Source organism: Devosia sp., assembly GCF_036676215.1.
Lineage (GTDB): Bacteria > Pseudomonadota > Alphaproteobacteria > Rhizobiales > Devosiaceae > Devosia.
On record NZ_JAKFDJ010000007.1, the window covers coordinates 1 to 24343 of the forward strand.

The 24343-nt window shown below is 64.5% G+C and carries 25 protein-coding genes and 1 pseudogene; 9 read left to right on the forward strand and 17 right to left on the reverse strand.

Annotation, left to right across the window (positions count from 1 at the left end; genetic code table 11):
- Positions 1-509: aldo/keto reductase (locus V6M52_RS00415; protein ID WP_332698245.1), on the reverse strand; the 509-nt coding region annotated here is incomplete at its 3' end.
- A gap of 62 nt (positions 510-571) precedes the next feature.
- Here V6M52_RS00415 and trhO point away from each other — a divergent pair.
- The 3 genes and pseudogenes from trhO to V6M52_RS00430 form a co-directional block, all read left to right on the forward strand.
- Positions 572-1612: an oxygen-dependent tRNA uridine(34) hydroxylase TrhO gene (trhO, locus tag V6M52_RS00420; protein ID WP_332698248.1), complete on the forward strand. Its 1041-nt coding sequence runs from the start codon at positions 572-574 to the stop codon at positions 1610-1612.
- 77 nt (positions 1613-1689) lie between these two features.
- A complete protein-coding gene (locus tag V6M52_RS00425) occupies positions 1690-2619 on the forward strand; it encodes a LysR family transcriptional regulator (protein WP_332686924.1) in 930 nt (309 codons plus the stop codon).
- A gap of 14 nt (positions 2620-2633) precedes the next feature.
- Positions 2634-2817 (forward strand): annotated as a pseudogene (locus V6M52_RS00430) (GMC oxidoreductase); the annotation flags it as partial.
- Positions 2818-2853: 36 nt separating this feature from the next.
- Here the strand turns inward: V6M52_RS00430 and V6M52_RS00435 are convergent.
- Positions 2854-3594 (reverse strand): LytTR family DNA-binding domain-containing protein, encoded by a 741-nt coding sequence (locus tag V6M52_RS00435; RefSeq protein WP_332698251.1) that lies wholly within the window; start codon positions 3592-3594, stop codon positions 2854-2856.
- 126 nt (positions 3595-3720) lie between these two features.
- Between V6M52_RS00435 and V6M52_RS00440 the strand changes: the two genes are divergently transcribed.
- On the forward strand, positions 3721-4242 hold the full coding sequence (locus V6M52_RS00440; RefSeq protein WP_332698253.1) for a DUF2306 domain-containing protein: 522 nt from the start codon (positions 3721-3723) through the stop codon (positions 4240-4242).
- A gap of 9 nt (positions 4243-4251) precedes the next feature.
- Here the strand turns inward: V6M52_RS00440 and mbfA are convergent, their stop codons facing one another.
- The 3 genes from mbfA to V6M52_RS00455 form a co-directional block, all read right to left on the reverse strand.
- Positions 4252-5232, reverse strand: coding sequence for an iron exporter MbfA (mbfA, locus tag V6M52_RS00445; protein WP_332698256.1), 981 nt, complete (start codon positions 5230-5232; stop codon positions 4252-4254).
- Between the two features lie 203 nt (positions 5233-5435).
- Positions 5436-6326, reverse strand: a complete 891-nt coding sequence (locus V6M52_RS00450) for an NAD(P)/FAD-dependent oxidoreductase (RefSeq protein ID WP_332698259.1) — start codon at positions 6324-6326, stop codon at positions 5436-5438.
- On the reverse strand, positions 6319-6774 hold the full coding sequence (locus V6M52_RS00455) for an Rrf2 family transcriptional regulator (protein WP_332698262.1): 456 nt from the start codon (positions 6772-6774) through the stop codon (positions 6319-6321). Before V6M52_RS00455 ends, V6M52_RS00450 begins: the two co-directional genes overlap by 8 nt.
- A 115-nt stretch (positions 6775-6889) precedes the next feature.
- Here V6M52_RS00455 and V6M52_RS00460 point away from each other — a divergent pair, with 115 nt between their 5' ends.
- Positions 6890-7492 (forward strand): hypothetical protein, encoded by a 603-nt coding sequence (locus V6M52_RS00460; protein WP_332698265.1) that lies wholly within the window; start codon positions 6890-6892, stop codon positions 7490-7492.
- Positions 7493-7582: 90 nt separating this feature from the next.
- Here V6M52_RS00460 and V6M52_RS00465 read toward each other — a convergent pair whose 3' ends face one another.
- Together V6M52_RS00465 and V6M52_RS00470 are read right to left on the reverse strand one after the other, a co-directional pair.
- Positions 7583-8707 (reverse strand): Gfo/Idh/MocA family protein, encoded by a 1125-nt coding sequence (locus V6M52_RS00465; protein WP_332698268.1) that lies wholly within the window; start codon positions 8705-8707, stop codon positions 7583-7585.
- Between the two features lie 82 nt (positions 8708-8789).
- Positions 8790-9200: a VOC family protein gene (locus tag V6M52_RS00470; protein ID WP_332686908.1), complete on the reverse strand. Its 411-nt coding sequence runs from the start codon at positions 9198-9200 to the stop codon at positions 8790-8792.
- A 73-nt stretch (positions 9201-9273) separates the two neighbouring features.
- Here V6M52_RS00470 and V6M52_RS00475 point away from each other — a divergent pair, with 73 nt between their 5' ends.
- The gene (locus tag V6M52_RS00475) at positions 9274-9855 is read left to right on the forward strand and encodes a TetR/AcrR family transcriptional regulator (protein WP_332698271.1); all 582 of its coding nucleotides are present in this window, start codon (positions 9274-9276) and stop codon (positions 9853-9855) included.
- Here the strand turns inward: V6M52_RS00475 and V6M52_RS00480 are convergent.
- The 8 genes from V6M52_RS00480 to hmgA all read right to left on the reverse strand — a co-directional run bounded on the left by V6M52_RS00480 (position 9845) and on the right by hmgA (position 17629).
- Complete coding sequence (locus V6M52_RS00480; RefSeq protein ID WP_332698274.1) at positions 9845-10897, reverse strand: DUF2793 domain-containing protein; 1053 nt, start codon at positions 10895-10897, stop codon at positions 9845-9847. The genes V6M52_RS00475 and V6M52_RS00480 overlap by 11 nt on opposite strands.
- 189 nt (positions 10898-11086) lie before the next feature.
- Positions 11087-11923 (reverse strand): metal ABC transporter permease, encoded by an 837-nt coding sequence (locus tag V6M52_RS00485; RefSeq protein WP_332686902.1) that lies wholly within the window; start codon positions 11921-11923, stop codon positions 11087-11089.
- On the reverse strand, positions 11920-12774 hold the full coding sequence (locus tag V6M52_RS00490) for a metal ABC transporter permease (protein ID WP_332686900.1): 855 nt from the start codon (positions 12772-12774) through the stop codon (positions 11920-11922). Before V6M52_RS00490 ends, V6M52_RS00485 begins: the two co-directional genes overlap by 4 nt.
- The gene (locus tag V6M52_RS00495; RefSeq protein ID WP_332686898.1) at positions 12771-13649 is read right to left on the reverse strand and encodes a manganese/iron ABC transporter ATP-binding protein; all 879 of its coding nucleotides are present in this window, start codon (positions 13647-13649) and stop codon (positions 12771-12773) included. Before V6M52_RS00495 ends, V6M52_RS00490 begins: the two co-directional genes overlap by 4 nt.
- On the reverse strand, positions 13646-14536 hold the full coding sequence (locus V6M52_RS00500) for a metal ABC transporter substrate-binding protein (protein WP_332686896.1): 891 nt from the start codon (positions 14534-14536) through the stop codon (positions 13646-13648). The genes V6M52_RS00495 and V6M52_RS00500 overlap by 4 nt, the downstream gene beginning before the upstream one ends.
- A 137-nt stretch (positions 14537-14673) precedes the next feature.
- Positions 14674-15306, reverse strand: a complete 633-nt coding sequence (gene maiA / locus V6M52_RS00505; RefSeq protein WP_332698277.1) for a maleylacetoacetate isomerase — start codon at positions 15304-15306, stop codon at positions 14674-14676.
- Positions 15303-16316, reverse strand: a complete 1014-nt coding sequence (locus V6M52_RS00510) for a fumarylacetoacetate hydrolase family protein (RefSeq protein WP_332698280.1) — start codon at positions 16314-16316, stop codon at positions 15303-15305. Before V6M52_RS00510 ends, maiA begins: the two co-directional genes overlap by 4 nt.
- Positions 16313-17629 (reverse strand): homogentisate 1,2-dioxygenase, encoded by a 1317-nt coding sequence (gene hmgA, locus V6M52_RS00515; RefSeq protein ID WP_332698283.1) that lies wholly within the window; start codon positions 17627-17629, stop codon positions 16313-16315. Before hmgA ends, V6M52_RS00510 begins: the two co-directional genes overlap by 4 nt.
- A 62-nt stretch (positions 17630-17691) precedes the next feature.
- Here hmgA and V6M52_RS00520 point away from each other — a divergent pair, with 62 nt between their 5' ends.
- Positions 17692-18156: a MarR family winged helix-turn-helix transcriptional regulator gene (locus V6M52_RS00520; RefSeq protein ID WP_332698286.1), complete on the forward strand. Its 465-nt coding sequence runs from the start codon at positions 17692-17694 to the stop codon at positions 18154-18156.
- On the opposite strand, the gene V6M52_RS00525 is transcribed toward V6M52_RS00520, so the two are convergent.
- A complete protein-coding gene (locus V6M52_RS00525) occupies positions 18153-18620 on the reverse strand; it encodes an Lrp/AsnC family transcriptional regulator (protein ID WP_332698289.1) in 468 nt (155 codons plus the stop codon). The genes V6M52_RS00520 and V6M52_RS00525 overlap by 4 nt on opposite strands.
- A 124-nt stretch (positions 18621-18744) precedes the next feature.
- On the opposite strand from V6M52_RS00525, the gene hppD reads away from it, so the two are divergent.
- Positions 18745-19851: a 4-hydroxyphenylpyruvate dioxygenase gene (gene hppD, locus V6M52_RS00530; protein ID WP_332698343.1), complete on the forward strand. Its 1107-nt coding sequence runs from the start codon at positions 18745-18747 to the stop codon at positions 19849-19851.
- A gap of 21 nt (positions 19852-19872) precedes the next feature.
- Here hppD and phhA read toward each other — a convergent pair whose 3' ends face one another.
- Entirely contained in the window at positions 19873-20748 is an 876-nt protein-coding gene (gene phhA, locus V6M52_RS00535; protein WP_332698292.1) for a phenylalanine 4-monooxygenase, read from the reverse strand.
- 355 nt (positions 20749-21103) lie between these two features.
- On the opposite strand from phhA, the gene V6M52_RS00540 reads away from it, so the two are divergent.
- Complete coding sequence (locus V6M52_RS00540) at positions 21104-24340, forward strand: adenylate/guanylate cyclase domain-containing protein (protein ID WP_332698295.1); 3237 nt, start codon at positions 21104-21106, stop codon at positions 24338-24340.
- Positions 24341-24343: the final 3 nt, after the last annotated feature.

The window sequence follows — 24343 nt, forward strand, 5'->3', positions numbered from 1 at the left end:
TAGCTGGAAATGCCGACATAGAGCGCCTTGCCGCTGCGCACGGCATGGGCCAGGGCACCCATGGTTTCCTCGAGCGGGGTCTCGGGATCGAAGCGGTGGGAATAGAAGATATCGACATAGTCGAGCCCCAGGCGTTTCAGGCTCTGGTCGAGGCTGGCCAGCACATATTTGCGGGAGCCGAATTCGCCATAGGGGCCGGGCCACATATTGTAGCCGGCCTTGGTGGAGACGATCAGCTCATCGCGATAGGGGCGGAAATCGCGCGCCATGACCTGGCCGAAGAGCTCTTCGGAGGAGCCGGCGGGGGGGCCATAATTGTTGGCGAGATCGAAATGGGTGATGCCGCTGTCGAAGGCATGGCCGAGGATTTCCATGGCCGAGGGATAATCGCGCGTGCCGCCGAAATTCTGCCAGAGGCCGAGGCTGATGACGGGCAGCTTGAGGCCCGATCTGCCCGAGCGGCGGTATTGCATGGTATCATAGCGTGCCGTATCGGCCCGATAGGTCATGGATGGTCTCCGAACGATTTCTCGATTTGGCCCGTGGAGCGGGCAATGATATGAGCGGGCCGATGAACCGGCCGCAAATCGATATGAACGCTAATCTGCCCCAGACCCATCAACCATACAAGGTGATGGCGATCTATAAATTCGCCGACTTGCCCGATGCCGACGCCATCCAGCCGGCGCTGGCGGCGTTCTGCTGCGCGCGGGGGATCAGGGGTACGCTGATCCTGGCGCCGGAGGGGATCAATGGCACGGTGGCGGGCACGCAAGCGGCGATCGACGCGCTGGCGGAGTGGCTCTTTGCCGGCGAGATGCTGAACGGGCGGCTCAGGGGGGCGGAGGTCAAGTATTCGAGCGCCAGCGAAATGCCGTTCCTGCGCATGAAGGTGCGGCTCAAGCCCGAAATCGTGACGCTGCGAGCGCCAGAGGCCAATCCGGCCAAACAGGTCGGCACCTATGTCGAGCCAGGGGACTGGAACGGGCTGATCGAGCGCAATGACGTGGTGCTGGTCGATACGCGCAACGATTATGAAGTGGGGTTGGGCACGTTCCAGCGGGCGCTGGACCCGACGACGAAGAATTTCACCGAGTTCAAGGACTATGTCGCCACCCATCTCGATCCGAGCCGGGACAAGAAGGTGGCCATGTTCTGCACTGGCGGCATCCGCTGTGAAAAGGCGTCGAGTTACCTCTTGAGCCAGGGCTTTGAGGAAGTGTTCCACCTCAAGGGGGGGATTCTGAAATATCTCGAAGTGGTGCCGGAGGAAGAGAGCCGCTTTGCCGGGGAATGTTTCGTGTTCGACGAGCGCGTTTCAGTGGGTCATGGCCTCGTGGAGGGTGACGCCACCTTGTGCCGCGCCTGCCGGCATCCGCTGACCGCCGCGGACCGGGCGAGTGCCGATTATGCCGAGGGCGTCAGCTGCCCCCATTGCGTGGGCGACGCGGACAAGCATGAAGCGGCGGCCGAGCGGCAGAAGCAGATGACGCTCGCCAAGGCGCGCGGCGCGGCGCATCTGGGCGATGATGCGGCGCGGCTGGCGGCGGAGCGCAAGGCCGAGAAGCGGGCGCTGGCAGAAGCGTCGCGGGTGCGGAACAAGACGGGCTGAGTCACCCTTTCCCATCGCAATAGCCGATGCTAGGCTGGAATTGTCTTTGTATTTTTCCAGCATCATAAGCCAAACCGATGGACCTCGACCAGCTTCGCACCTTTGACCGCATTGTGCGGGAGCAGAGTTTTACCCGCGCGGCGGCGCATCTCAACATTACCCAGGCGACGGCTTCGATGCGCATTCGGGCGCTGGAGAGCCTATTGGGCGTGACGCTGTTCCAGCGCGGGCGCACGGTGACGCTGACCGACCAGGGCATGACCTTCCTGCCCTTTGCACGGCGTATCATCGGCACGGCGCAGGAGGGGCGGGAGGCACTGCGGCGGGTGGAGCGCGGGCGGATCGCCATTGCTTCGCTGCGCAGCCTGGTCTCGCCGCTGATCACCGAGCCGCTGCTGCGCTTCCAGGAGAAATATCCGGGCGTCGACGTGGTGGTGAGCGAGGGGCGGCAGGCGCAGATCGTCGCCATGCTGCATGAGCGCGACGTGGAGATGGGCATATTGTGCTGGCCCAATATCGATCCGCTGGTGGTCGATCTCATTCCACTGGTGGTGATGCGCGAGCGGGTGCCGCTGGTGGTGGCGCCTGAGATTGCGGCGCAATTGTCGAGCACGCCGAGCATAGAGGAAGTGCTGGCGCTGGTGCCGCGGGTCATCTCTCTGCGTTGGTGGCAGGCCGAGCCCGAGACGGCGGCGGCGCTGGTGCGGCTGGCCAAGACCAGTGTCGAACTGCCCACCGGACCGGCGCGGCGGCTGGCAATCAAGGGCCAGGGGCTGGGCTTTTTCGTCAATTCGGCCATTGCCGAGGATGTCAAAGCAGGGCGGCTGGTGGAGATTGTGCCGGCCGATTTCGAGCCGCTGCACCGCGACACGGCTATGGTGGTGCGCTCGACCGCGGCGCTGGAGCGCGACATGCTGGCCGATTTCATCGGCGAAATCGCGCTAGAATCCGAAAGCGTCGGGGTGATCCTCGACAACCGGCTCGATACGCTCAAGGGAGCGGTGTGATGGCCTATGACCGCCATCCGGTGGGGACGCTGCGGATGGGGCTCGACAGCGGATCCGAGCGCGGTGGGGGGGCCGGACCTGAAGGTGCGCGGTATTGACGGGCTTCGTGTGATCGACTGCTCGATCATGCCAACAATCGTGTCGGGCAACACCAATGCGCCGGCCATGGCGATAGGGTCCAAAGCGGCGAGTTTGATTGCGAGCATCTATTGGCCACGAGGGCGTGGCGCCTTTTCAGGTCACCAGCCCTGCTGCCTTCGCCTGGGCCAGATAGCCGCGGCTGATGGGGACGATGGTACCGTTTTCGAGCTCCAGGACGGACTTGCCGGCTAGACGGGTAGTCCTGCGGACGGCATCGAGCGCGACCCAATGGGAGCGGTGGACCTGGAGCCCTGCTACGGGCGCAGTTTCACGGATGGCGTCGGACAGGCGAAGCAGGACGAGGGTCGTCCCCTTGTCGGTCGCGACGTCGACATAGTGGTCATTGACCGCCAGGTGGAGTAGCCGGCCGCGCTGCGGCAAGGGCAGACGATCCAGCAGCGCTGGCCTGGGTGCTATTGTTGGCTGAGCCTTGGCGGCCGTCGCGACCGCATTGCCGAGCAGGTGGCCCATTGTCGTCACGAGGGCGGCGATGGGGATGCAATAGGCCACCAAGGCGCCCAGCGACATGCCCTCGTCCTGCGGACCAAAGGCCAGATTGTTGATGAACCAGACCAGCAGCCCGATGGGGGCGCCGGAGATCAGCCCGCCCAGGCCCGCCGCAGCGAGGGCGGGAACGCGAGGAGGCAGGAGCGGCATCAGCACGAGCGTTACCAATGTGCCCAAGGCACCGGTGCTGATGACGACGACCGTCCAGTAGGCGAGGCGCGGTCCCAAGGGGAGCTCGAAAGTCTCGAAGGGGCCGACCATACCCATCAAGGCGCTGATCGCCGCGAGAACCAGCCAGACCCGCGGCTGGCGGACGAGGCCATGCATTTCACGAAGCGCCAAGTGCAAAGGATTGGATTTCACGGATCGCATCGGCGCTCGACGTAGGGACGGTTGCTCAACGCAGTCTAGTTCTGCAGGCAGGAGGGGCAAGCACAGAAAGGCCGTCTCCCCATGTCGCTGTCGCCATTGCTCGCCGCCTCCCCCGCGATCCAGATGCATGCCTATTCTGCCATGCTGGCTTTCATGCTGGGCGCTTATGTGTTGTTCCTTCCCAAGGGAGACAGCACCCATAAGCGCCTTGGGCGCGCCTGGGCGACGCTGATGGTTATCGTGGCAACCACATCCTTTTTCATCTGGGAATCGCGAGTATTCGGGCCTTTCAGCCCCATCCACCTGCTGTCGGTCAGCGCGCTGGTCTTGTTGGGGTTGGCGATCCGGGCCGCCCGGATGCGCAATATCAAGGCCCATCTGCGCATCATGCAATCGACCTACCTGGGCGCATTGGTAATCGCCGGCTGGTTCACCTTCATGCCGGGCCGCATCATGAACGAGGTCGTGTTCGGACCCAACGGTGGCAGCCCGCTGCAAAGCGGCGTTTTCCTCGCAAGCTCCATCCTGGGCGGCACGGCTATCCTGCTGCTGCTGCGGCATGCCAACCGGCGGCGCGGGCCACGGATCAACCCGGCCGAATAGAGGCGAGGCTCACGCGTTGCCGATCAGGATCCCCGCGGCAAAGACCAGGGAGCCGCCCAGCACGACCTGCAGCACGGCGCGCCAGAAGGGGGTCTGCATGTAGCGGTTCTGGATGAAGGCGATGGCCCAGAGTTCCACCAGGACGACGACGATGGCCACGGTGGTGGCGACGGTAAAATCCGCGATCAGATAGGGCAGTGCGTGGCCCAGCCCGCCAATGGCAGTCATGATGCCGGCGGCGAGGCCGCGCTTGATGGGCGAACCGCGGCCGGTGAGCTTGCCGTCGTCGGAGGCGGCTTCGGTAAAACCCATGGAAATGCCAGCGCCAATGGCTGCGGCGAGGCCGACGAGAAAGGTCTGGTGGGTATCGCCGGTGGCGAAAGCGGCGGCAAAGACGGGGGCCAGGGTGGAGACCGAGCCATCCATCAACCCGGCCAGGCCCGGCTGCACATAGGTCAGGACGAACTGGCGGTGCGACTCGCCTTTTTCGACGTCGCGGCCTTCGGCGCCAAGCCGGCTGGCATCGATGCGGTCGGCGGCATCGGCATGCTTGCGCTCCTGCGCCGCCAGATCGCCCAAGAGCTTCCTGATACCGGCATCGGTGACCTGCTTGGCCGCTTCCATATAGAAGCGATAGGCGCCCTCCTCCATCTCCCAGACCTGCTGGCGCACGGCGTCGAGGCTGAACGACTTCATCAGCCAGAGCGGCTTGCGGGCGAGAAAGCCGCGCACATGTTCGCGCCTGATGGGCACGAGGCGCGGGCCGAAGCGCTCGACATAAAGATCGAGCAGGCGCCGGCGATGTTCGTCCTCCTCGGCTGCCATGCCCTCGAACAGGGCCGCCGAGCCAGGAAAGGCATCGACCAGGCGGGTGGCGAATTCGGAATAGATGCGGCCATCTTCTTCCTCGGCGGCCACGGCGAGCGAGAGGATTTCGCGCTCGGAAAGGCTGGTGAAGGGACGGCGATTGTCGGGGAGCAGGGTGAACATGGCGCGTTTCATGGATTAGAATGGTTCTAAGCAATGATTAGAACGGTTCTAAGGTGATAGCAATGGGTGCGCGGGAGTCTCAGACGTCTCCTCCCCCTTGTGGCCTTCTCACCTAAAATCGCTCCACCGGAGCGATTTAGCCTGCGGCCGGCTCGAAGCCCACAAGGGGGAGGGATACCGACTGATGGCTCAGGGCCCTATCCTCACGCCAGCATGGATTGCTGGGCGAAGATGGCGGCCATGGCGCCTTGGGAGCTGGCGAGGGTGACGCTGGCCATGGGATTGGCGAGGTCACCGGCGGCGTAGATGCCCGGGTGGCTGGTCTGGCGGCGATCATCGACCTTGAGGGTGAAGCCGAGCGGATGCTCCACGGTTTCGAGCGCCAGTACTTCGTGCAGGCTGGCGGAGGGACGATTGCGCGGATGGGCAAAGAGCACGTCGATGGCGACGCTGCGGCCGGTGTCGAGATCGACGGTGGCGAGCTGGCCATCACTATGGGTGATCGTCGCCAGCTTGCCATCCACCACCGCCACATTGCGCCGCGCCAGGTCGGCGCGCTCGTCGTTGGAGAGGGCGTGACCGTTGGTGAACACGGTCAGCCGATCAGTCCAGTCGCCGTAGAGCGTGGTCGCATGCAGCGAATGCGGGCCGGACCAGAGCAGCCCCCAGTGCTGGCCGGCCACTTCGAAGCCATCGCAATAGGGACAGGGCACGATGGACTTGCCCCAGCATTCGGCAAAGCCGGGAGTGGCGGGCATCTGGTCGGCAATGCCATAGGTGAGCAGCAGGCGACGGGCCTTGAGACTGCTGCCGTCACTGGTGCGGACGGTGAAATCGTCCACGGCGCCGGAAATGGCATCGGCACGGGCATTGACCAGTTTGACGGTGGCATAGCGGGCGAGTTGCTGGCGGGCAGCGGCGAGAATTTCCTGCGGTGGCTTGTGGTCGTGGCCGAGCAGGCCATGGGAATGGCCGGCAAAGCGATTGCGCGGCAGGCCGGTGTCGAGGACAGTGACCTTGCGGCGGGCGCGGCCGAGCTGCAGGGCGCCGGCGAGGCCGGCAAAGCTGCCGCCGATGATGATGACGTCATCCATGATTGTGGGCTCCGTGATGGGGATGGAGGGGGTTGGGGGTGGCCTGGCGCGCAATGTCGTCAAGCGACACGCGTTCCAGCCGCGCCGCGAGCAGGGCTTCGGCATCGGCGATGAACTCACCCATGACGGCATTGACGCTGCGCACGATGCCGCACTGGATATCGCCCGGATCGCTCTCGGTGCGGATCAGCAGGCTTTCGCCCATGGCGGCATAGACCTGGCGCAGGCTGATTTCGGAGGCGGGCCGCAGCAGGCGCCAGCCGCCATCATGACCCTTGGTGGCGCCGACAATGCCGGCATCGCGCAGAGTGCCAAGCACGCGGCGGACGACGACCGGATTGGTCATCAGGCACTGGGCCAGAGTGGCGGAGGTGATCGCTTCATCCGGCTGCTTGTGCAGGTGGACGAGCGCGTGAAGGGCAAGGGACGGGCGGCTGGAACGTTTCATGTAACTTGTATTGTTACATGATAGGTTGACTGTCAACCCTGATCCGCGTTGAGGCTTTTCCCCTGCGGGCACGATGTTATGGTCGGCACGACTGGAGATGAATGGGAGAGACAGGATGAGAGTGCTTCTTGCCGCACTGGCGCTGACGCTGGCCGGGAGCGCGGCCGCCATGGGGCTGGATACAGAGACGCAGGCCGCCATCGCGCGCTACAAGCCGGGCAAGCTGGTGGCGATCGAGGATGTGGCGCAGTTCATGCGGGCCAGCGAGCAATGGTGTTACCACAACCAGGACCATAGCTGCGCCTGGACCGACATCTATCTCGAAGTGAGCGAGACCGGCGTCACCTATGAAATCGGCAATGCCTGGGACGCCGAGATCGACGTCGCCTTCACCGACCACGGCGAGTTTCGCGACGGCCGCTATATCTGCGAGACCGGCTATGACTGGGTGCCGACGGTGCGCGCCACCAGGCGCAGCGACGGCAGCGCCATTGGCGGGCGCCTGCTGGCCGAACTCAAGGACGAGATCTACGCCAATCGCGAAGGCGATACGCAGGACTGTTTCGACTATCTCTACCGCGGGTTCGACCCCGACCAGGAGGTGGTAACGCTGTTGCAGCGGCAATATGTCGGCGGCGAGCACCTGCCGGATGCCGACACGGAAGTGACGCTGCATTTCAATGCCGAGGATGCGGCGGGGCTGACCTGGCGGTGGTGAGGGGGCGGTCCGCCACGCCCACTGCGCGGCACCTCCCCCTTGACGGGGGAGGGTGTCGACTGAAACGACTGTGGTCTAGCAGGCCCGCCGCTAAATCCGACCGTCCCTCAGTGACGTCGCCAGCGGTTCCGGGCGGGTGACCGGGGTCTTGATGTCGATGGTGCGGCCTTCGCGGGAGGCGATTTCGAAGGCTTCCATGACTTCGAGGACATGCAAAGCCAGATCGCCATTGGCGCGATGCGGGCGGTTTTCGATTATGCCCGTGGCCATGTCGGCGACGCCGAGCGAGCGGTAATTGCCATCGGCATAGGGCTGGGTGACCGGGACATTGGTCCAGGTCTCCTCGCGGCCGCGCTTGCGGATTTCGACATCGCCGCCGAAGAAATTGGGATCGGGCACGATGAGGCTGGCCTCGGTGCCATAGAGTTCGAGCGGCACATGCTTATGGGCTGGGACATCGAAGCTGAGGCCGACCTGGACGATGGCGCCATTGGCGAAACCGAGCGAACCGGTGACGTGGGTATCAACCTTGACGTCCATCATCTGGCCCTTTTTGGGCTCGGAGGTCACGGGGCGCGTGAGGCGCAGGCGCGAGGCCATGGCCGAGACGCGGGCGACGGGGCCGAGCAGGTTGACCAGGTCGGTGATGTAATAGGGGCCCATATCGAGCACCGGGCCACCGCCGATATCGTAGTAGAAGGCCGGATCGGGATGCCAGCTTTCATGACCGGGGCACTGGAAGTAAGCGGTGCCGCCGACGATCTGGCCGAGGACGCCGCTATCGACCACGGCGCGCGCCTGCTGGTGCGAGCCGCCAAGGAAGGTGTCCGGCGCCGAGCCGATGCGCAGGCCGGCCTTGTTGGCGGCGTCGAGGAGTTTCCGGCCCTCGGCATAGGTGATGCCGAGCGGCTTTTCGGAATAGACGTGTTTGCCGGCGGCGAGGCATTTGAGGCCGACTTCGACATGGGCGCGCGGAATGGTGAGATTGACGATCAGTCCGATGTCCGGGCTGGCCAGCATCTCGTCAATGCTCATCGATGCAAGGCCGAATTCGGCAGCGCGTGCCTGGGAGGCCTCGGGGCGCATGTCGGCGAGGCCCTTGATGTCGAGCACCGGGAAGCCCGCCATGGACTCATGGCCGGTGATGGCCCGCAGATAGGCCGACGAAATATTGCCGGTACCGATAAAGCCGATACCGAGGCGCTTGGTGGTCACAGCGCAATCCTCCCTAGAATGTTAGCGGCAAACTAACGGGGAGAATTGCGCCGCGCCAGACGGTTGGGTGATTTTATTTGGATCACGCAGAATTTGCCGCGAGCCAGTCCGGGTCGGGTTCGATCGCGGTGATGATGTCGAGCAAAAGGCCATTGGGATCGATGGCGATGAAATGGCGCTGACCGAAGACTTCGTCGCGCAGCGGCTGGGCGATGGGGACGCCAGCGGCCGTCAGGCGCGCCTCCTCAGCAGCAGCATCGGCCACGTAGAGGCTGAGGATCATCGCCTTGGTCGGACCACGGCCGGCCGGCGGGATGGTCTCGTGATCATCAACGATCAGGGCGATCTCGAAGGGATGATCGGCAGTGGCTCGCAACTGGGCGTACCAGTCACTGGAAAAAATGCGGGTGAAACCGAGGTATCGTTCATAAAAGCGTACGGTGGCTTCGACGTCGACGACCTGGATCAGCGGATATAGGCTGTGGGTATGCATCGGAAATTCCTTGTGTGAAGCGCATAAATATACATTCTGTCTGTATCTAACTGGTACCATGCAGGTTGTATGTATGAAAGCACGTAAATCGCAAGCTGAGCGGCGGGCGGAAACGCAGCGATTGCTGGTGGCGGCAGCACGGCGGCTATTTGCCGAAAAGGGCTACGCCGCTACCGGCACTCCGGAGATAGTGGCTGGCGCCGGTGTGACAAGGGGCGCGCTCTATCACCACTATGCCGACAAGGTGGCGCTGTTTGCGACGGTGGTGGCGGAGGAACATGCCCTGCTGGCCATGGCGATCAATGCCGCCGGCGAGGGCGAGGACGAGCCCGGGCCGGTCAAGGCGCTGATCGCGGGCGGCGACGCCTTTCTCGATGCCATGCAGGATCCGGGGCGGCGCCGCATCCTGCTGGTGGACGCGCCGGCGGTGCTGGGCCGGGCAGCAGTCGATGCGATCGATGCGCAGCATGGGCTGCGCACCCTGATCGAGGGCGTGACAATCGCGATGGAGGCCAAGGCCATCCGCGAGCTGCCGGTGCTGCCGCTGGCGCATTTGCTCAATGCCCTGTTCGATCGCGCCGCTTTGGCGGCGCCGGAGGAACTGGCGGACTATCGCAAGGCGATCAAGGCGTTGATCCGGGGGCTCAAGATTTAGCCTCGAGCATTCTTACCCTTTCTTCCAGCTCCTGCACCGCCATGATCAATGGGGCGATGAAGGCATCGTAGCGCAGGCCCTGTTCGCTGTCGGGATCGGCCGGATCGGCGAGAACATGGCCGGCGAAATCGACGCCGCCGAGCGCATCCTGCACCTGTTGGGCGAGGAGGCCATAATGGGTGCGGCGGCCGGGGCGCGGCACACCGGACTCATTGCCACCCACGATCCAGCGATACTTGATCGGGATCAGGTCAAGGATGAAGTCGAGACCGAGATCGCTGGGTTCGATATCGGCTTTCTGGCGGCTGTCGGAGGTCTGGATGGTGCCGGTGGCGGACCAGACGGCGGACCAGCGGGCGCCAGCGCCACCCAGGGTCACGGCATTGTCGGTGGCGGGGCGGAAGGTGGCGGCGACGGTGGCGGCGCCGGTGCTGGCATCGACGGTGAGCGCATTGATCCAGGCCGCGCCGTCGGGGCTGACCTTGAGGCGCCAGTGGTCGTCGCCGGCCAGGCCCATTTCGGCGCGGCCGGACCAGTTGGTCTGGTAGAGCAGGCTTGCCGTATCGCCGGGGGCGGCCTTGTTGAGCTTGAGCTGGTGGCCATTGCCGGCATGGGTGAGCAGCGTCGCCGCGGCGGCGACGGCGAGCCGGTTGGTGCTGTCGGCGCTGGTATTGACGCCCAGGCGCGGCAGGGCCGAGCCCAGCGAGGCCAGCGGCATCCAGGCGCCGGAATCGAAGACATAGAGGGTCTGCTCGGCCTTGACATAGACCTGCCAGCCGGGGGCGGGATCGTGGAACAGCCAGGCGCCCGATTGCCAGGCCGCGATTTCGTCGGTGTGGCCGGCCCAGGTGCCTGACGCGCCTGACGGCACGAGATAGGCGTCGCCGGCCAGGGGAGCGACCGGCGGGGTGCCGACAATGCGGCTTTCGACTGCTGGCTGCACCAGGGCGTCCAGCGCCTCTATGGCCTCGTTATGGGTGATGTGCTTCTGCGCCTGGCTCGGCATGATGAAAGGCAGGGTCAGGCGGGGGGTATGGTCCATGGGAGTCTCCTTTTGGGGGAGAGTCTAGGGCCGGATGGAGGGGGCGGGGATAAGTGGGGAGGGCGCGCGATTTTTCCCCATGCACCCGCCGTCACCCTCGGGCTTGACCCGAGGGGTCTTCACTTACGCGCCGCTCCGCAAGTACAGAGCCCTCGGGTCAAGCCCGAGGGTGACGATCCAGTATGTGAATCATGCAGTTACCAATGGCCTTCTCGTCGTCGTCACCACGAAGGTCACGATAAACGTGATGCTCATCAGCAGCACGATGGTGGGGGCCGGGGCGCTATCGATGAAGAAGCTGGCATAGATGCCGACCAGCGAACTCAACACCGAGACCGTTACGGCGATCAGCAGCATCGGGGCGAAGCGTTTGGAGATGAGATAGGCGATGGCGCCGGGGGCGACCAGCAGCGCGATGACCAGGACGATGCCGACCGCGGTGAGGGCAGCGACGATGGTCAGTGAGAGCAGGGCGAGCAGGCCATAATGCAGCACCCGAACCGGCAGGCCGATGGCGCCGGCCTGTTGCGGATCGAAGGTGAAGAGCAGCAGATCGCGCCATTTGGCAAGGACGATGGCGGTGACCACCAGCGCTATCAAGCCGGTCTGGATCAGGTCGCCCTGGCTGACGCCGAGGATGTCGCCGAAGAGGATATGATCGAGATGCACGTCGGTCTGGATCGAGGTGTAGAGCACGATGCCGAGGCCGAACAGGCCGGAGAACACCACGCCCATCACCGTGTCTTCCTTGATGCGGCTGTTTTCCTTGAGATAGCCAACCGAGAGCGCGCAGCCCATACCGGCGGCGAAGGCGCCGATGCCGAGCGGCAGCCCCACGATATAGGCCAGGACCACGCCGGGGAGAACGGCATGGGAGATGGCGTCGCCCATCAGCGACCAGCCCTTGAGCACGAGAAAGCAGGAGAGCAGCGCCGTCGGCACCGCCACCATGACCGCGATGATCATGGCATTGGTCATGAAGGGAAACTGGAAGGGCCAGAGCGCGTAGGTGACAAACTCGTTCATCGGGCGACCCCCTCGGCCGCGCGGCGGCGATGGGCGAAGAGGCCATGCTTGGGCGCGAAGAAAAAGGCACTGAGGAAGACCGCGGTCTGCAGCACCACGATGACGCCGCCGGTGGCGCCATCGAGGAAGAAGGAGATGTAGGCCCCGACCAGCGAGGAGAGCGCGCCCACCGCGATGGCGATGAGAATGAGGCGCGGGAAGCGATCGGTAAGGAGATAGGCGGTGGCGCCGGGGGTGACCACCATGGCGATGACGAGGAAGGCGCCAACGGTCTGCATGGCGGCGACGGTGCAGGCGGCCAGGAGGGTGAAGAAGATTACCCGCAGCAAGGGCGGATTGAGCCCGATGGTGCGGGCATGGCTCTCGTCGAAGAAGGTGACCATCAGGTCCTTCCAGATGACGAACATGACCGCCAGCGTCACCACGGAAATGATGACCAGCTGCAATGTGTCCTCAGGGGTGACGGCCAGGATATTGCCCATGACGATGGTCTGGATGTTCACCGAAGTGGGTGACAACGAGATCATGAACAGGCCGAGGCCGAAAAACGCCGTGAAGATCAGGCCGATAACCGCGTCTTCCTTGAGCTTGGTACGTTGGGTGAGGAACAGCATGGCTCCGGCCGCGAGGCCACCGGAGAAAAAGGCGCCGAGCGAGAAGGGCAGGCCCAGCATATAGGCGCCAGCGACGCCGGGGACGATGGAATGGCTCAGCGCGTCGCCGATCAGCGACCAGCCCTTGAGCATGAGATAGGCGGACAGGAAAGCGCAGACGCCGCCGACCAGGGCCGAGACCCACATGGCATTGATCATGTAGCCGTAGGAAAAGGGCTGCAGCAGGGTTTCGATCATTTGTCGACCGGGTCCGAATGCTTGGTGGCCATCTTGCCCTTCTCGCCATACATGACCAGCGGCCGCTCATCGTCGGTCAGTACCGAGATGTGGCGCGGATCGTCATCGTCATGAAGCCCTGCCCCGGCAAGGACAAAGTGGCGCAGCGCGCCGCCGAAGGTCTCTTCCAGCCACTCGCGGGTGAAGATTTCGCTGGTGGGACCGGAGGCGAGGACGGTGCCCTTGACCAATACGGTACGATCGCAGAATTCGGGGACCGAGCCCAGATTGTGGGTCGAGACCAGCATGACCTTGCCTTCGTTGCGCAGGTCGCGCAGCAGGGCAACGATGGCATCCTCGGTCTTGACGTCGACGCCGGTGAAGGGCTCGTCGAGCAGGATCACTTCGCTCTGCTGCGCCAAAGCGCGGGCGAGGAAGACGCGCTTCTTCTGTCCGCCGGACAATTCGCCGATCTGGCGGTGGCGGAAGTCGAGCATGTTGACGCGCTCGAGCGCCGCAGTGACATGCGCGCGGTCGACCGGCCGGGGGCGGCGCAGCATGCCCATATGGCCGTAGCGACCCATCATCACCACGTCCTCGACCAGGACCGGGAAGTCCCAGTCGACATCTTCGGACTGCGGCACATAGGCGACGAGATTGCGCTTGAGCGCCTGCTTGCCGGGGACGCCAAGGATGTCCACCGAGCCGCGGGCCAAGGGCACGAAGCCCATGATGGCCTTGAACAGGGTCGATTTGCCCGAACCGTTGACGCCCACCAGCGCGGTTATCGATCCTTTCGGGATGGAGAAGCTGGCGTGTTTTATGGCGGTGGTGCCATTGCGGTAGGCGACGGTGATGTCGCTTACCGCAAGGCCGGGCTGCTGGGCGTCGTTCACTTGGTCAGGCCTTGCACGATGGTGTTGGTGGTAACCGAGAGCAGATCCAGATAAGTCGGAACAGGGCCATCTGGTTCAGATAGCGAATCCACATAAAGCACGCCGCCATATTCGATGCCGGTCTCGCGAGCGACCTGCTCGGCGGGCTTGGACGAAATGGTGGATTCCGAGAAGATCGCCGGCACGGCCTTGGCGCGCACCTCGTCAATGACGTGGCGCACCTGCTGGGGGGTGCCCTGCTGGTCGGCATTGATCGGCCAGAGATACAGCTCCTTGAGCCCGAAATCGCGCGTCAGGTAACTGAAGGCGCCCTCGGAGGAGGCGAGCCAGCGGCGGTCCTCAGGGATGGCGGCAATGGCCGCACGGATCGGCTCAACGGTCGCGGTGATCTCGGCCGAATAGGCCGCGGCATTGGCGTTGTAGGTCGCTTCATTGGCCGGGTCGGCCGCAACGAAAGCCTTGCGGATATTGTCGACATAGACCAGCGCGTCGGTCGGCGACATCCAGGCATGCGGATTGGGCTTGCCCGCATAGGGGCCGTCGCCGATCCCCATGGGCTCGATGCCCTCGGTGACGATGACGGATGGCACGTCGCCCAGATTGGACAGGAACTGTTCGAACCACTGCTCGAGATTGAGCCCGTTCCACAGGATCAGATCGGCGTCCTGGGCGGAGATCAGGTCGCCGGGGGTGGGTTGGTAGTTGTGAATCTCGGCGCCGGGCTTGGTAATGGAGACCACGTCGGCCACGTCGCCCGCCACGTTCTGCGCCATGTCAGCAATGATGGTGAAAGTTGTGACGGCCTTGAGACGATCCTGCGCGGCGGCGGGCAGCGCGGCGGCAAGGGCCGCAGACAGGGCGAGGGCAGAAAATACGCGACGATGCATAGATCACTCCAGAAATGGACGGTGGATCAATAATGCAATTGCAAATCATTCGCAATAGCGAAGTACGCCGACCCGGCGCTCGATGAGCGCGACTGTGTGTGAGGGCAACCAGACTTTGAAGCCGCGCGCAGTCGCCTTCAGGGGTCGGGGGCGGTGATGGGCTCGAACGCCGGCAGCCGCTCGCAAGCGGAGACGATCGCGCCGATCCGGGTCAGGTTGCCGATATCGACCTGCCAGCGCCGCGCATTGTGAACCTGCGGGACAAGGCAGATATCGGCCATGGTCGGGCGGTCCCCGTGGCAGAAGCGGCCCGTGGCCGGGTTATCGAGCATGCGCTCGAACGCCGCCAGCCCGTCGCCGATGAACTTGCCCATCCACGCCCGCCGCACCGGGTCGCCGCCGCCGGTGATTTCGAGCACATGGTTGACCGTACCGGTGTTGCAGATCGGGTGAATATCCATGGCAATCGCGTGGGACAGCGCCCGCACCCGGGCACGGCCAAGCGGATCGGTCGGCAACAGGTTCTGGTCGGGATGGGTTTCGGCCAGGTATTCGACAATGGCCAGCGACTGGGTCAGCCGCTGCCCATCGATATCGAGCACCGGCACCAGCCCCTGTGGGTTGCGCGCCAGGTGCGGAGCGTCCTTCTGCTCGCCGGACAACAGGTTCACCGGCACCCGCTCGAAGTCGATACCGAGCAGGCGCAACGCGATGCGTACCCGGTAGCTCGCCGAGGACCGCCAGTAGTCGTAGAGCACGGGCCGGGTCATCGGGAGAAGCGCTCCACCGTCTGCTCGATGGCCCCGAAGATCGAGTGGCCGTGGGCGTCCTTCATCTCGATGCGCACGGTGTCGCCGAATTTCAGGAAGGGCGTCGTGGCTTGTCCTGTGGCAATGGTCTCGACGGTGCGCAACTCGGCGATGCACGAATAGCCCACCCCACCCTCGCCGACCGGCCGGCCCGGCCCGCCATCAAGCTTGTTGGAGACAGTGCCCGAGCCGATGATCGTCCCGGCGCCCAGTCGCCTTGTCCTGGCGGCACGGGCGATGAGGCTGGGGAAATCGAAGGTCATGTCGATGCCTGCATCGGCGCGGCCGAACGGTTGCCCGTTGAGATCCACGCAAAGCGGCAGGTGCAGCTTGCCGCCGCGCCAGGCAGTTCCCAGTTCGTCGGGGGTCACCGCAACCGGCGAGAAGGCCGAGGATGGCTTGGACTGGAAGAAGCCGAAGCCCTTGGCCAGTTCCGCCGGGATCAACCCGCGCAGCGAGACGTCGTTGACCAGCATCACGAGGCGAATGGCCGCCGCAGCCTCATCGCGCGTCGCCCCCATCGGCACATCGTCGACGACTACGGCAATTTCGGCCTCCATGTCGATCCCATCGGCAATATCGACAGCCAGGATCGGGTCGCGCGGGGCGACAAAGGTGTCCGAGCCGCCCTGATAGATCAGCGGCTCGGTCCAGAAGCTCTCCGGCATTTCGGCACCGCGGGCGCGGCGCACCAATTCGACGTGGTTCACATAGGCCGAGCCGTCGGCCCACTGATAGGCCCGCGGCAGAGGCGACAGGGCGTCATGCTCGCGAAAGCGTCCCGTGGGCGTGGTGCCGACCAGCAGCGCCTGCGCCAGCGTCGCCAGCTTCGGCCCAGCATCCGCCCAATCGTCGAGCGCTGCCTGCAAGGTCGGGGTCGCGGGGGTCGCATCCAGGTAGTGCGTGAGGTCGGTGCTGACGACCACCAGTTTGCCGTCGCGGCTGCCGTCCCGGAGCGTTGCCAGCTTCATTGCGTCCAGTCCCCCTCGATGGTGCCGTTGAAGCGCTTTTTGAGGTCGCGCCAGCAGTCGATATAGTTGTCCTGCCGCGTCTCAACCTCCGCAGCATAGCGCGTCACCATCTGCGGGTAACGCGTCTCGAACATGAAGGCCAAGGTATCCTCGAGCTTGTGCGGCGCCAGTTCCACGCGCGACGCCTTTTCGAAGCCCTGAGCATCGGGACCATGCGCCAGCATCAGATTGTGCAGGCTAATGCCCCCCGGCACGAAGCCTTCCGCCTTGGCGTCATACTGGCCGCGGATCAGACCCATGAACTCGCTCATGATGTTGCGGTGATACCAGGGCGGCCGGAACGTATCTTCGGCCACCAGCCACCGTGGCGGGAAGATGACGAAGTCGATATTGGCCGTCCCCTCCTCGCCGCTGGGCGCAGTGAGCACTGTGAAGATCGACGGATCGGGGTGGTCGAACAGTATCGCTCCGACTGGCGAAAAGGTGCTGAGGTCATATTTGTAGGGCGCGTAATTGCCGTGCCAGGCCACCACGTCCAGCGGGGAATGCCCGAGTTCGGTCTGGTGGAACTGGCCGCACCACTTGACCGTCAGCCGGCAGGGCGTCTCCTTTTCCTCGAACCAGGCGTGCGGGGTCTTGAAATCGCGCGGATTGGCCAGGCAATTGGCGCCGATCGGCCCGCGGTCCGGGAGGGTCAGCTTGGCGCCGTAATTCTCGCAGACATAGCCGCGCGCCTGCCTGTCCATCAGCTCGACCTTGAACACCAGCCCGCGCGGCAGCACGGCGATCTCGCCGGGGGTGATCTCGATCACCCCCATTTCGGTCACCAGCCGGAGCCCGCCCACCTGCGGCACCACCAGCAGTTCGCCATCGGCGTTGAAGAAGTGGTCATCCACCATCGACGTGTTGGCCACATAGACATGGGCCGCCATGCCCGCCTGTCCCAGCACGTCTCCGGCCGTGGTCATGGTATGCATGCCGGACAGGAAATCAGTCGGCACATCGGGCACCGGCACCGGATCCCAGCGGTACTGACCCAGCGCCAGCTCGTGGTCGCTCACACCGGGCGCGGTCTTCCACAGTGGATAGGAGGCCGGCAGGAACCGCCCGGTATGCTTGACACTGGGCCGGATGCGGTAGAGCCAGCTTCGCTCATTGGTGCCGCGCGGGGCGGTGAAGGGCGAGCCCGAGAGTTGCTCGGCATAGAGCCCGTAGGCCGGCCGTTGCGGGGAGTTGCGGCCCTGGGGCAACGCACCCGGAAGCATCTCGGTTTCGAAGTCGTTGCCGAAGCCGGGCATGTAGGAATAGGCCATTTCACTCACCCTACTATTGCTGATATTGGTTACAGCCGTAACTGTCAAAGATGTAACTATCAATGCCCACTCCGACTCCCGACGATCAGGTCCTCGCGCTCGAAGCGTTTTTGCCCTACCGGCTCAACCGCCTCGCAGAAGACGTCAGTCGCAACTTCTCCAGGATCTACAGTGACCGCTTCGGCCTCACCCGGCCGGAATGGCGGCTGCTGGCGACGCTGGGGCAGTATGGGACGATGACCGCCACCGCGGTCGGCCAGCATTCGGCCATGCACAAGACTAAGGTCAGCCGGGCGGTTGCTGCGCTGCAACAGCGCCACTGGCTCACCCGCACGCCCGACGAAGCCGACCGCCGCATCGAGCACCTGCGCCTCACCAATGCGGGCCTCGGCGCCTATCGCGAGATGGTGCCGCTCGCCAAGGCATTCGAGGCAAAACTGTTGGCGGCCCTGCCGAACGCCGACCGCGAGGCGGTGATACGACTCATCACGCAGCTGGCTGCGGCATCGCGTACGATCCCGCGCTAAAGCGGCAGGGCGCCGGTTTCCTTGAGCGTCTCCAGCACGATGGCGGTTTTGACGTGCTGCACCGACTCGTGCGGCAGCAGCACGCCATTGACGAATTCGGAGAGCGATTTGAGGTCGGGCGTCACGACCTTGAGGATGTAGTCCATCTCCCCGGTCAGCGCGTGCGCCTCCTGCACCTCGGGCAGGCGCGCTACCAGGTCGGCGAAGCGCCGCGCATTGTCGCGGTTATGCGTCGCCAGCGTCACCGAAATCACGTTGACCAGGGAAAATCCCAGCCGGTCGCGGTCGAGCACGGCGCGATAGGCGCGGATATAACCGCCCTCCTCCAACCGCTGTCGCCGGCGCGAGCACTGCGACGCCGAGAGGTTCACCCGCTCGGACAAATCGTTGTTGGTTAGCCGAGCATCCTCCTGCAGCAATGACAGGATCATGCGATCGAAATGGTCTATGCGCGTGTCATTCATGGAATTTGTTACCTTCGTGCGCGATCCGCGCATCATGCCAGCATTTTATGCGGCACTATGCAAGCACCTTGCGGGGCAAAGGAGCTATTATGGCGGCAATGGTGCTTTTGAGGAGGACACCGCCATGGGCCCCTATCCACACGACGCGCCGGTTGCGACCATCAGCGCGGAAAACCCAGCCGGCACGGACGGCTTCGAATTCGTCGAGTTCGCCCATCCCGAGCCCGAGAAACTCGCCGAACTCTTCACCCGCATGGGTTACAGCCCCGTCGCCCGCCACAAGACCAAGAACATCACTGTCTGGCGCCAGGGCGACATCAACTACGTGCTCAATGCCGAACCCGGCTCCTTCGGCCTGAAATTCGTCGAGCAGCATGGGCCCTGCGCCCCCTCGATGGCCTGGCGGGTCGTCGACGCCAAGCATGCCTTCGAGCACGCAGTCGCCCGGGGCGCCACGCCCTATAATGGCGACGACAAGACGATGGATGTTCCCGCTATTGTCGGCATTGGTGGCTCGCTGCTCTACTTCGTCGAAACCTATGGCGAGAAGGGCTCAGCCTACACGGTCGAATTCAACTGGCTCGGGGAAGCCGATCCCCGGCCTGCCGGCGTCGGCTTCTATTATCTCGACCATTTGACCCACAACGTCTATCGCGGCCAGATGGACAAGTGGTGGGCCTTCTACCGCGAGTTGTTCGGCTTCAAGCAGATCCACTTCTTCGATATCGACGGCCGCATCACGGGCCTGGTGTCGCGCGCAATCACCTCACCATGCGGCAAGATTCGCATTCCGCTCAACGAGTCCAAGGACGACACCAGCCAGATCGCGGAATACCTGCGCAAATACAACGGCGAGGGCATCCAGCATATCGCGGTGGGGACCGACAACATCTATGACGGCGCCGACCAGCTTGCCGCCAACGGGCTCAAGTTCATGCCCGGCCCGCCCGACACCTATTACGAGCTGTCTCATGCGCGGGTGCACGGCCATGACGAGCCAATCGAGCGGCTCAAGCAACACGGCATCCTGATCGATGGCGAGGGCGTGGTGGACGGCGGCACCACCAAGATTCTCCTGCAGATCTTCTCCAAGACCGTGATCGGCCCGATCTTCTTCGAGTTCATCCAGCGCAAGGGCGATGAAGGGTTCGGCGAGGGGAACTTCCGGGCCCTGTTCGAATCGATCGAGGAAGACCAGATCCGCCGCGGCGTCATTTCCGCGGCCGAGTAATCTCCATCACCAGGGCGAGGCTCACTTGAGCTTGGCCTTGGTCTGGGGGAAGGCCCGCCAGAACTCACCCGTACCCTGCCGGATCACCTGATCTTCGGGCAGGATTTCGAACGGCGTATGGGCCGGTAGCGGCCGCACCTCTTCGAACTTGGCGATGAAGTCGGTGCCCCGCAGCACCTCGAACAGATCCTCGAAGCGGTCGATGACGAAGTAGGTCGCCTGGAAATCGTCGATGTAGTAGCCGGTGCGCAGCACGCGATCGAGGTCGAAGGCCAAGTGGTGGGCCGACAGGTCCTCGACGACATAGCGCGCTTCCCCGAAGGACGAAACGATCCCGGCGCCATAAATCTGGATGCCCTCCGGCTTACGGATCAGCCCGAACTCGATCGTGTACCAGTTGAGCCGGCTGAGGAACTTGACGCCCTTATGCTCGATCGCATCGAGCCCGATGCGGCCGTATTCCTGCATGTAGTCGGCATAGGCGGGGTTGGTCAGCAGCGGCACATGGCCGAAGATGTCGTGGAAGATGTCGGGCTCTTCGAGATAGTCGAGCTGTTCGCGCGTGCGAATGAAGGTGCCGGCGGGAAAGCGGCGGCTGGCCAGCATCTGGAAGAACGGCCGCCCGGGCACCAAGCCCGGCACCGCCACCACTTCCCAGCCGGTCAGCTCGCGTAGCCGCACATTCATCCGCTCGAAATTGGGAATGCCCTCGGGGCCGATGCCGAGCGCCGCGAGCCCGTCGAGATATTCCTGGCAGACCTTGCCCTTGAGCGTCTGCTGTTGCCGCTCGAACAGCGTCCGCCAAATGGCGTGATCCTCTTCGGTGTAACGCTCCCAGCCCTGGTCGATGATGCAGTCCTCGACCGTCTGTGCGGTCAAAATGGCGTGTCCGGCCATAGCTCCCTCCCCGGGGCTGACAGTTTTCGTTGATGCTGAAACGCCGTCCGCTGCCAATCGTTCACGCTAATCTGTCGGCGCGCGAACCCGGTGTTCCAATGAATATCCGGTTGCCGAAACACATGTATCGCGCCAGGTGGGGGCACGGGTGATCGTCCTCTCCATGGCTGCGCGGCCCTCGTCCGTGCGCTGGGCGAGCATGCGGTTGGGCGCGTCTTGTCAATTGCGGCGAAATCCCCGCGCCGCTTGCTCCACCCGGTGTTAAGGGCTAGCATCAACGGTGCAAGTATCTCGGCCGGTTGCGCTCGAGAATTCCGGCCGTTGTCGTGCATCTCGAGCCCGATGCGAGGTGGCAATGCTGACTTGCTCGAATTGCGGATTCGGCAACGCCGAGGGCGCAAGCTTCTGCAGTAATTGCGGGTCGGCCCTCGAAGTGGCGCGGCCGATCGAGGGGGAGCGCCGCTTTGCGACGGTGCTGTTCGCCGACGTGGCGCGCTCGACATCGATCGCCGAGCAGCTCGACCCCGAGGACTGGGCGCAGATCATGAACGGCGCCTTCGGCGTGATGAACGCGGCTGTGGCGCGCTATGGCGGTACGGTTTCGCGGCTGATGGGCGATGCGGTGCTGGCGCTGTTCGGCGCCCCGGTGGCCCACGAGGACGATGCCGAGCGCGCGGTACGGGCCGGGCTCGAACTCCAGGAGGCGGTGAAAGCCTACGGAGCCAACATCAAGCAGCGCTACGGCTTCGATTTCGAGATCCGGGTGGGGATCAATACCGGGATGGCGGTGCTGGCCTTTGTCGGCGATGCGATCAAGACCGAGTACACCGCGATGGGCGACACCGCCAATATCGCGGCGCGACTGCAATCTGCGGCCGAACCGGGCATGGTGCTGATCAGCGCCGACACCCACAAGCTGGTGCATGCACTGTTCGAGTTCAGTCAGCGCGGCAGCATCGCGATGAAGGGCAAGTCGGAACCCGTCGGGTCCTATGAGGTGCTGCGGCTCAAGGCGGCGCCGGGGCCGACACGCGGGCTCGAAGGGCTGACCTCGCCATTGGTCGGGCGCGAGAAGGAAATTGGCCTGCTACGCGAGCGGTTCGACGATCTCGACAGGGGCCTGGGCGCGGTGGTGGCGGTGGTTGGCGAGGCCGGGCTCGGCAAATCGCGCCTGATCGCCGAGCTCAAGCACCTGCGCGACGCCAAGACCGGGGTACAGGCGGTGTGGCGCGAGTCGCGCGCCATCTCTTACGGCCAGTCGATCCCGTATTATCCGTGGCGGCAGCTTGGCCGGCAGATCGTCGGCGCTACCGACATGGATGGGGCGCCCGTGGTGCGCGACAAGGTGAAGGCGTGGGTGGCGCGGCTTGGGCTGCAGATAACCGACATCCCGTTCTACGAGATCATGCTGGCGGTCGACACCGAGGAGACCCGCATGGCGCTGGCCCCACTGAGCGGCGAGACGGTGGTCAATGGGGTCGCCGGGGCGGTGGTCAACGCCATCAAGACGGTGATCCACGCCGACAATCGGATAACGCCCTATGTGATGGTGATGGACGACCTGCACTGGTCGGACACGGCGACACTGGAGCTGATCGCGCAGGTGGCGACGCTGGCGGTGTTCGAGCCGATCCTGCTGGTTTGTGTGCTGCGGCCGGACCGCAAGGCGCCGAGCTGGCAGCTGATCGACCGGCTGCAGGGGAGTCTCGGGGGCAGCTTCGCCCGCATCGACCTCGAACCGCTCGACGCATCGGCGTCGGGTGAGCTGCTGGGGAACCTGCTGCATATCGAGGAGCTGCCCGAGAGCATAAGGGCGCAGATCCTCGAGCGCTCGGAGGGCAACCCGTTCTACCTCGAAGAGGTGCTGCGCTCGCTGATCGACGGCGGACAGGTGGTGCACGAAGGCGAACACTGGCGCGCCACCCGCGCCATCCTCGAAGTGACGATCCCCGACACGCTGGCGGGCGTACTGAGTTCGCGTATCGACCGGCTGCCGGACACGACCAAGCGCGTGGCCCAGACTGCGGCGGTGATCGGCCGGGTGTTCCAGCACCGGGTGCTGGAATCGGTCCTGCATGCCGGGCCGGCGGCGGAGCAGATCGAGCATGTCGAGCCGCATCTCGCCGCGCTGTCCTACGAACAACTGGTGCGTGAGCGGGCCCGCGACCCGGAGCGCGAGTATATCTTCAAGCACGCACTGACCTGCGAGGCGGCCTACGACCTGCTGCTGCGCTCGCGCCGCAAGGACCTGCATGCGCGCTGCGGCAGTGCGCTCGAAACGCTGTTTTCCGAGCGCCGCGACGAGTTCGCCGCCATGCTGGCGCATCACTTCGAGGAGGCGGGTGACCTCGAGCGCACACTGCAATATGCCAAGATTGCAGCCGAGAACGCCCGGCGGGTCTACGCCGTGCGCGAGGAGCTGGAGCACCGCGAGCGCATCCTCCAGGTGCTCGACAAGATGCCCGACCGGCGGCCCGAAGACTACATCGACGCGGTCCTCGACTGGGTCTGGGTGCGCAACCGGCGCGCCCAGTATGATGGGATGCTCGAGCGGCTGGAGGGCGTGGTGGCGCTGGCGCGCGAACTCGGCGACAAACGACGGCTCGGCCTGGCGCTGGCCTGGACCGGCAATGTGCACATGGTCACCGGATTCCCCTCCCGCAGCTTCCCGTTCCTCGAGGAGGCACAGGGTCTGGCGACGGAAACGGGCGACGACCAGGTGCTGCTGCTGCCGCTGTTCATCGCCACCTGGTCACTGGTTGAGCGCGACGCCAAGTCGGGCGAGGAAAAGCTCGCCGAGGTGATCGCGCTGGCGCGCAAGCTCGATGCGCCGGATGTACTGGGGCATGCGCTGGTTTACCGGGCCATGGCGCTGGCGCGGCTGGGCCGGTTCGACGAGGCCAATGCGCTGATCGACGAGGCACTGGCCATGGTGCCGAAGATCAGCTCGCCAGTGAAGAAGGCCGACGTCCATATCGGCGCGAGCATGGCCTATTACGACATGGGCGAAATCGAGAAGGGCCTGATGTATGCGCGGATCGGAGCAGAGGAGGCAATGGCGGTCAACGGGCTCGAATGCGCCTGTGCCGGCTATTTCGGCGTGGGGCGGGGCGAACTCGACAAACGCCACATCGATGATGCGCTGGCGCAGTTCACGCGCTCACTGAAGCTCGCCGACGCGGTGGGGATGGACTCCTACATCAACATGATCCGGGCGGGCGTAGGCGAGGCCGAGTTCGAGAAGGCCGGCACCAGCGGTTCGGTGGAGAAGATGCGCGACGCTATCGACAGTGCGCGCGACACCGATGACGACTTCGTGGTGGCGGCCCTGTCGATGCCCTATGCGCGAGCGCTGCTGCGGCTTAATCGGACGGAGGATGCGAGGGGGTCGATTGCCGAGGCCGTCGCCTATTTCCGCAAAATGGGGCTCAAGCCCTACCTGGCCAACGCACTGAGCGTGGCGGGCGATGTCGCCGAGGCGCTGGGTGAAGCCGACTCTGCGACGGAGGCCCGTGAGGAGGCGGCGAGCTTGCGGGATGAAATCCGGCTGCCGCCACCAACACCCCCACTCCCCCAAGTCATGCGGGCCTAGCCC

Excerpts from the sequence above, each read along its gene's own strand:
- trhO (WP_332698248.1), top strand. The coding sequence starts at position 572 with ATGAACCGGCCGCAAATCGATATGAACGCTAATCTGCCCCAGACCCAT.
- V6M52_RS00425 (WP_332686924.1), top strand. The coding sequence starts at position 1,690 with ATGGACCTCGACCAGCTTCGCACCTTTGACCGCATTGTGCGGGAGCAG.
- V6M52_RS00435 (WP_332698251.1), bottom strand. The coding sequence starts at position 3,594 with ATGCATGGCCTCGTCCGCCAGCCGCGGGTCTGGCTGGTTCTCGCGGCG.
- V6M52_RS00440 (WP_332698253.1), top strand. The coding sequence starts at position 3,721 with ATGTCGCTGTCGCCATTGCTCGCCGCCTCCCCCGCGATCCAGATGCAT.
- mbfA (WP_332698256.1), bottom strand. The coding sequence starts at position 5,232 with ATGTTCACCCTGCTCCCCGACAATCGCCGTCCCTTCACCAGCCTTTCC.
- V6M52_RS00450 (WP_332698259.1), bottom strand. The coding sequence starts at position 6,326 with ATGGATGACGTCATCATCATCGGCGGCAGCTTTGCCGGCCTCGCCGGC.
- V6M52_RS00455 (WP_332698262.1), bottom strand. The coding sequence starts at position 6,774 with ATGAAACGTTCCAGCCGCCCGTCCCTTGCCCTTCACGCGCTCGTCCAC.
- V6M52_RS00460 (WP_332698265.1), top strand. The coding sequence starts at position 6,890 with ATGAGAGTGCTTCTTGCCGCACTGGCGCTGACGCTGGCCGGGAGCGCG.
- V6M52_RS00470 (WP_332686908.1), bottom strand. The coding sequence starts at position 9,200 with ATGCATACCCACAGCCTATATCCGCTGATCCAGGTCGTCGACGTCGAA.
- V6M52_RS00475 (WP_332698271.1), top strand. The coding sequence starts at position 9,274 with ATGAAAGCACGTAAATCGCAAGCTGAGCGGCGGGCGGAAACGCAGCGA.
- V6M52_RS00480 (WP_332698274.1), bottom strand. The coding sequence starts at position 10,897 with ATGGACCATACCCCCCGCCTGACCCTGCCTTTCATCATGCCGAGCCAG.
- V6M52_RS00485 (WP_332686902.1), bottom strand. The coding sequence starts at position 11,923 with ATGAACGAGTTTGTCACCTACGCGCTCTGGCCCTTCCAGTTTCCCTTC.
- V6M52_RS00490 (WP_332686900.1), bottom strand. The coding sequence starts at position 12,774 with ATGATCGAAACCCTGCTGCAGCCCTTTTCCTACGGCTACATGATCAAT.
- V6M52_RS00500 (WP_332686896.1), bottom strand. The coding sequence starts at position 14,536 with ATGCATCGTCGCGTATTTTCTGCCCTCGCCCTGTCTGCGGCCCTTGCC.
- maiA (WP_332698277.1), bottom strand. The coding sequence starts at position 15,306 with ATGACCCGGCCCGTGCTCTACGACTACTGGCGGTCCTCGGCGAGCTAC.
- V6M52_RS00510 (WP_332698280.1), bottom strand. The coding sequence starts at position 16,316 with ATGAAGCTGGCAACGCTCCGGGACGGCAGCCGCGACGGCAAACTGGTG.
- hmgA (WP_332698283.1), bottom strand. The coding sequence starts at position 17,629 with ATGGCCTATTCCTACATGCCCGGCTTCGGCAACGACTTCGAAACCGAG.
- V6M52_RS00520 (WP_332698286.1), top strand. The coding sequence starts at position 17,692 with ATGCCCACTCCGACTCCCGACGATCAGGTCCTCGCGCTCGAAGCGTTT.
- V6M52_RS00525 (WP_332698289.1), bottom strand. The coding sequence starts at position 18,620 with ATGAATGACACGCGCATAGACCATTTCGATCGCATGATCCTGTCATTG.
- hppD (WP_332698343.1), top strand. The coding sequence starts at position 18,745 with ATGGGCCCCTATCCACACGACGCGCCGGTTGCGACCATCAGCGCGGAA.
- phhA (WP_332698292.1), bottom strand. The coding sequence starts at position 20,748 with ATGGCCGGACACGCCATTTTGACCGCACAGACGGTCGAGGACTGCATC.
- V6M52_RS00540 (WP_332698295.1), top strand. The coding sequence starts at position 21,104 with ATGCTGACTTGCTCGAATTGCGGATTCGGCAACGCCGAGGGCGCAAGC.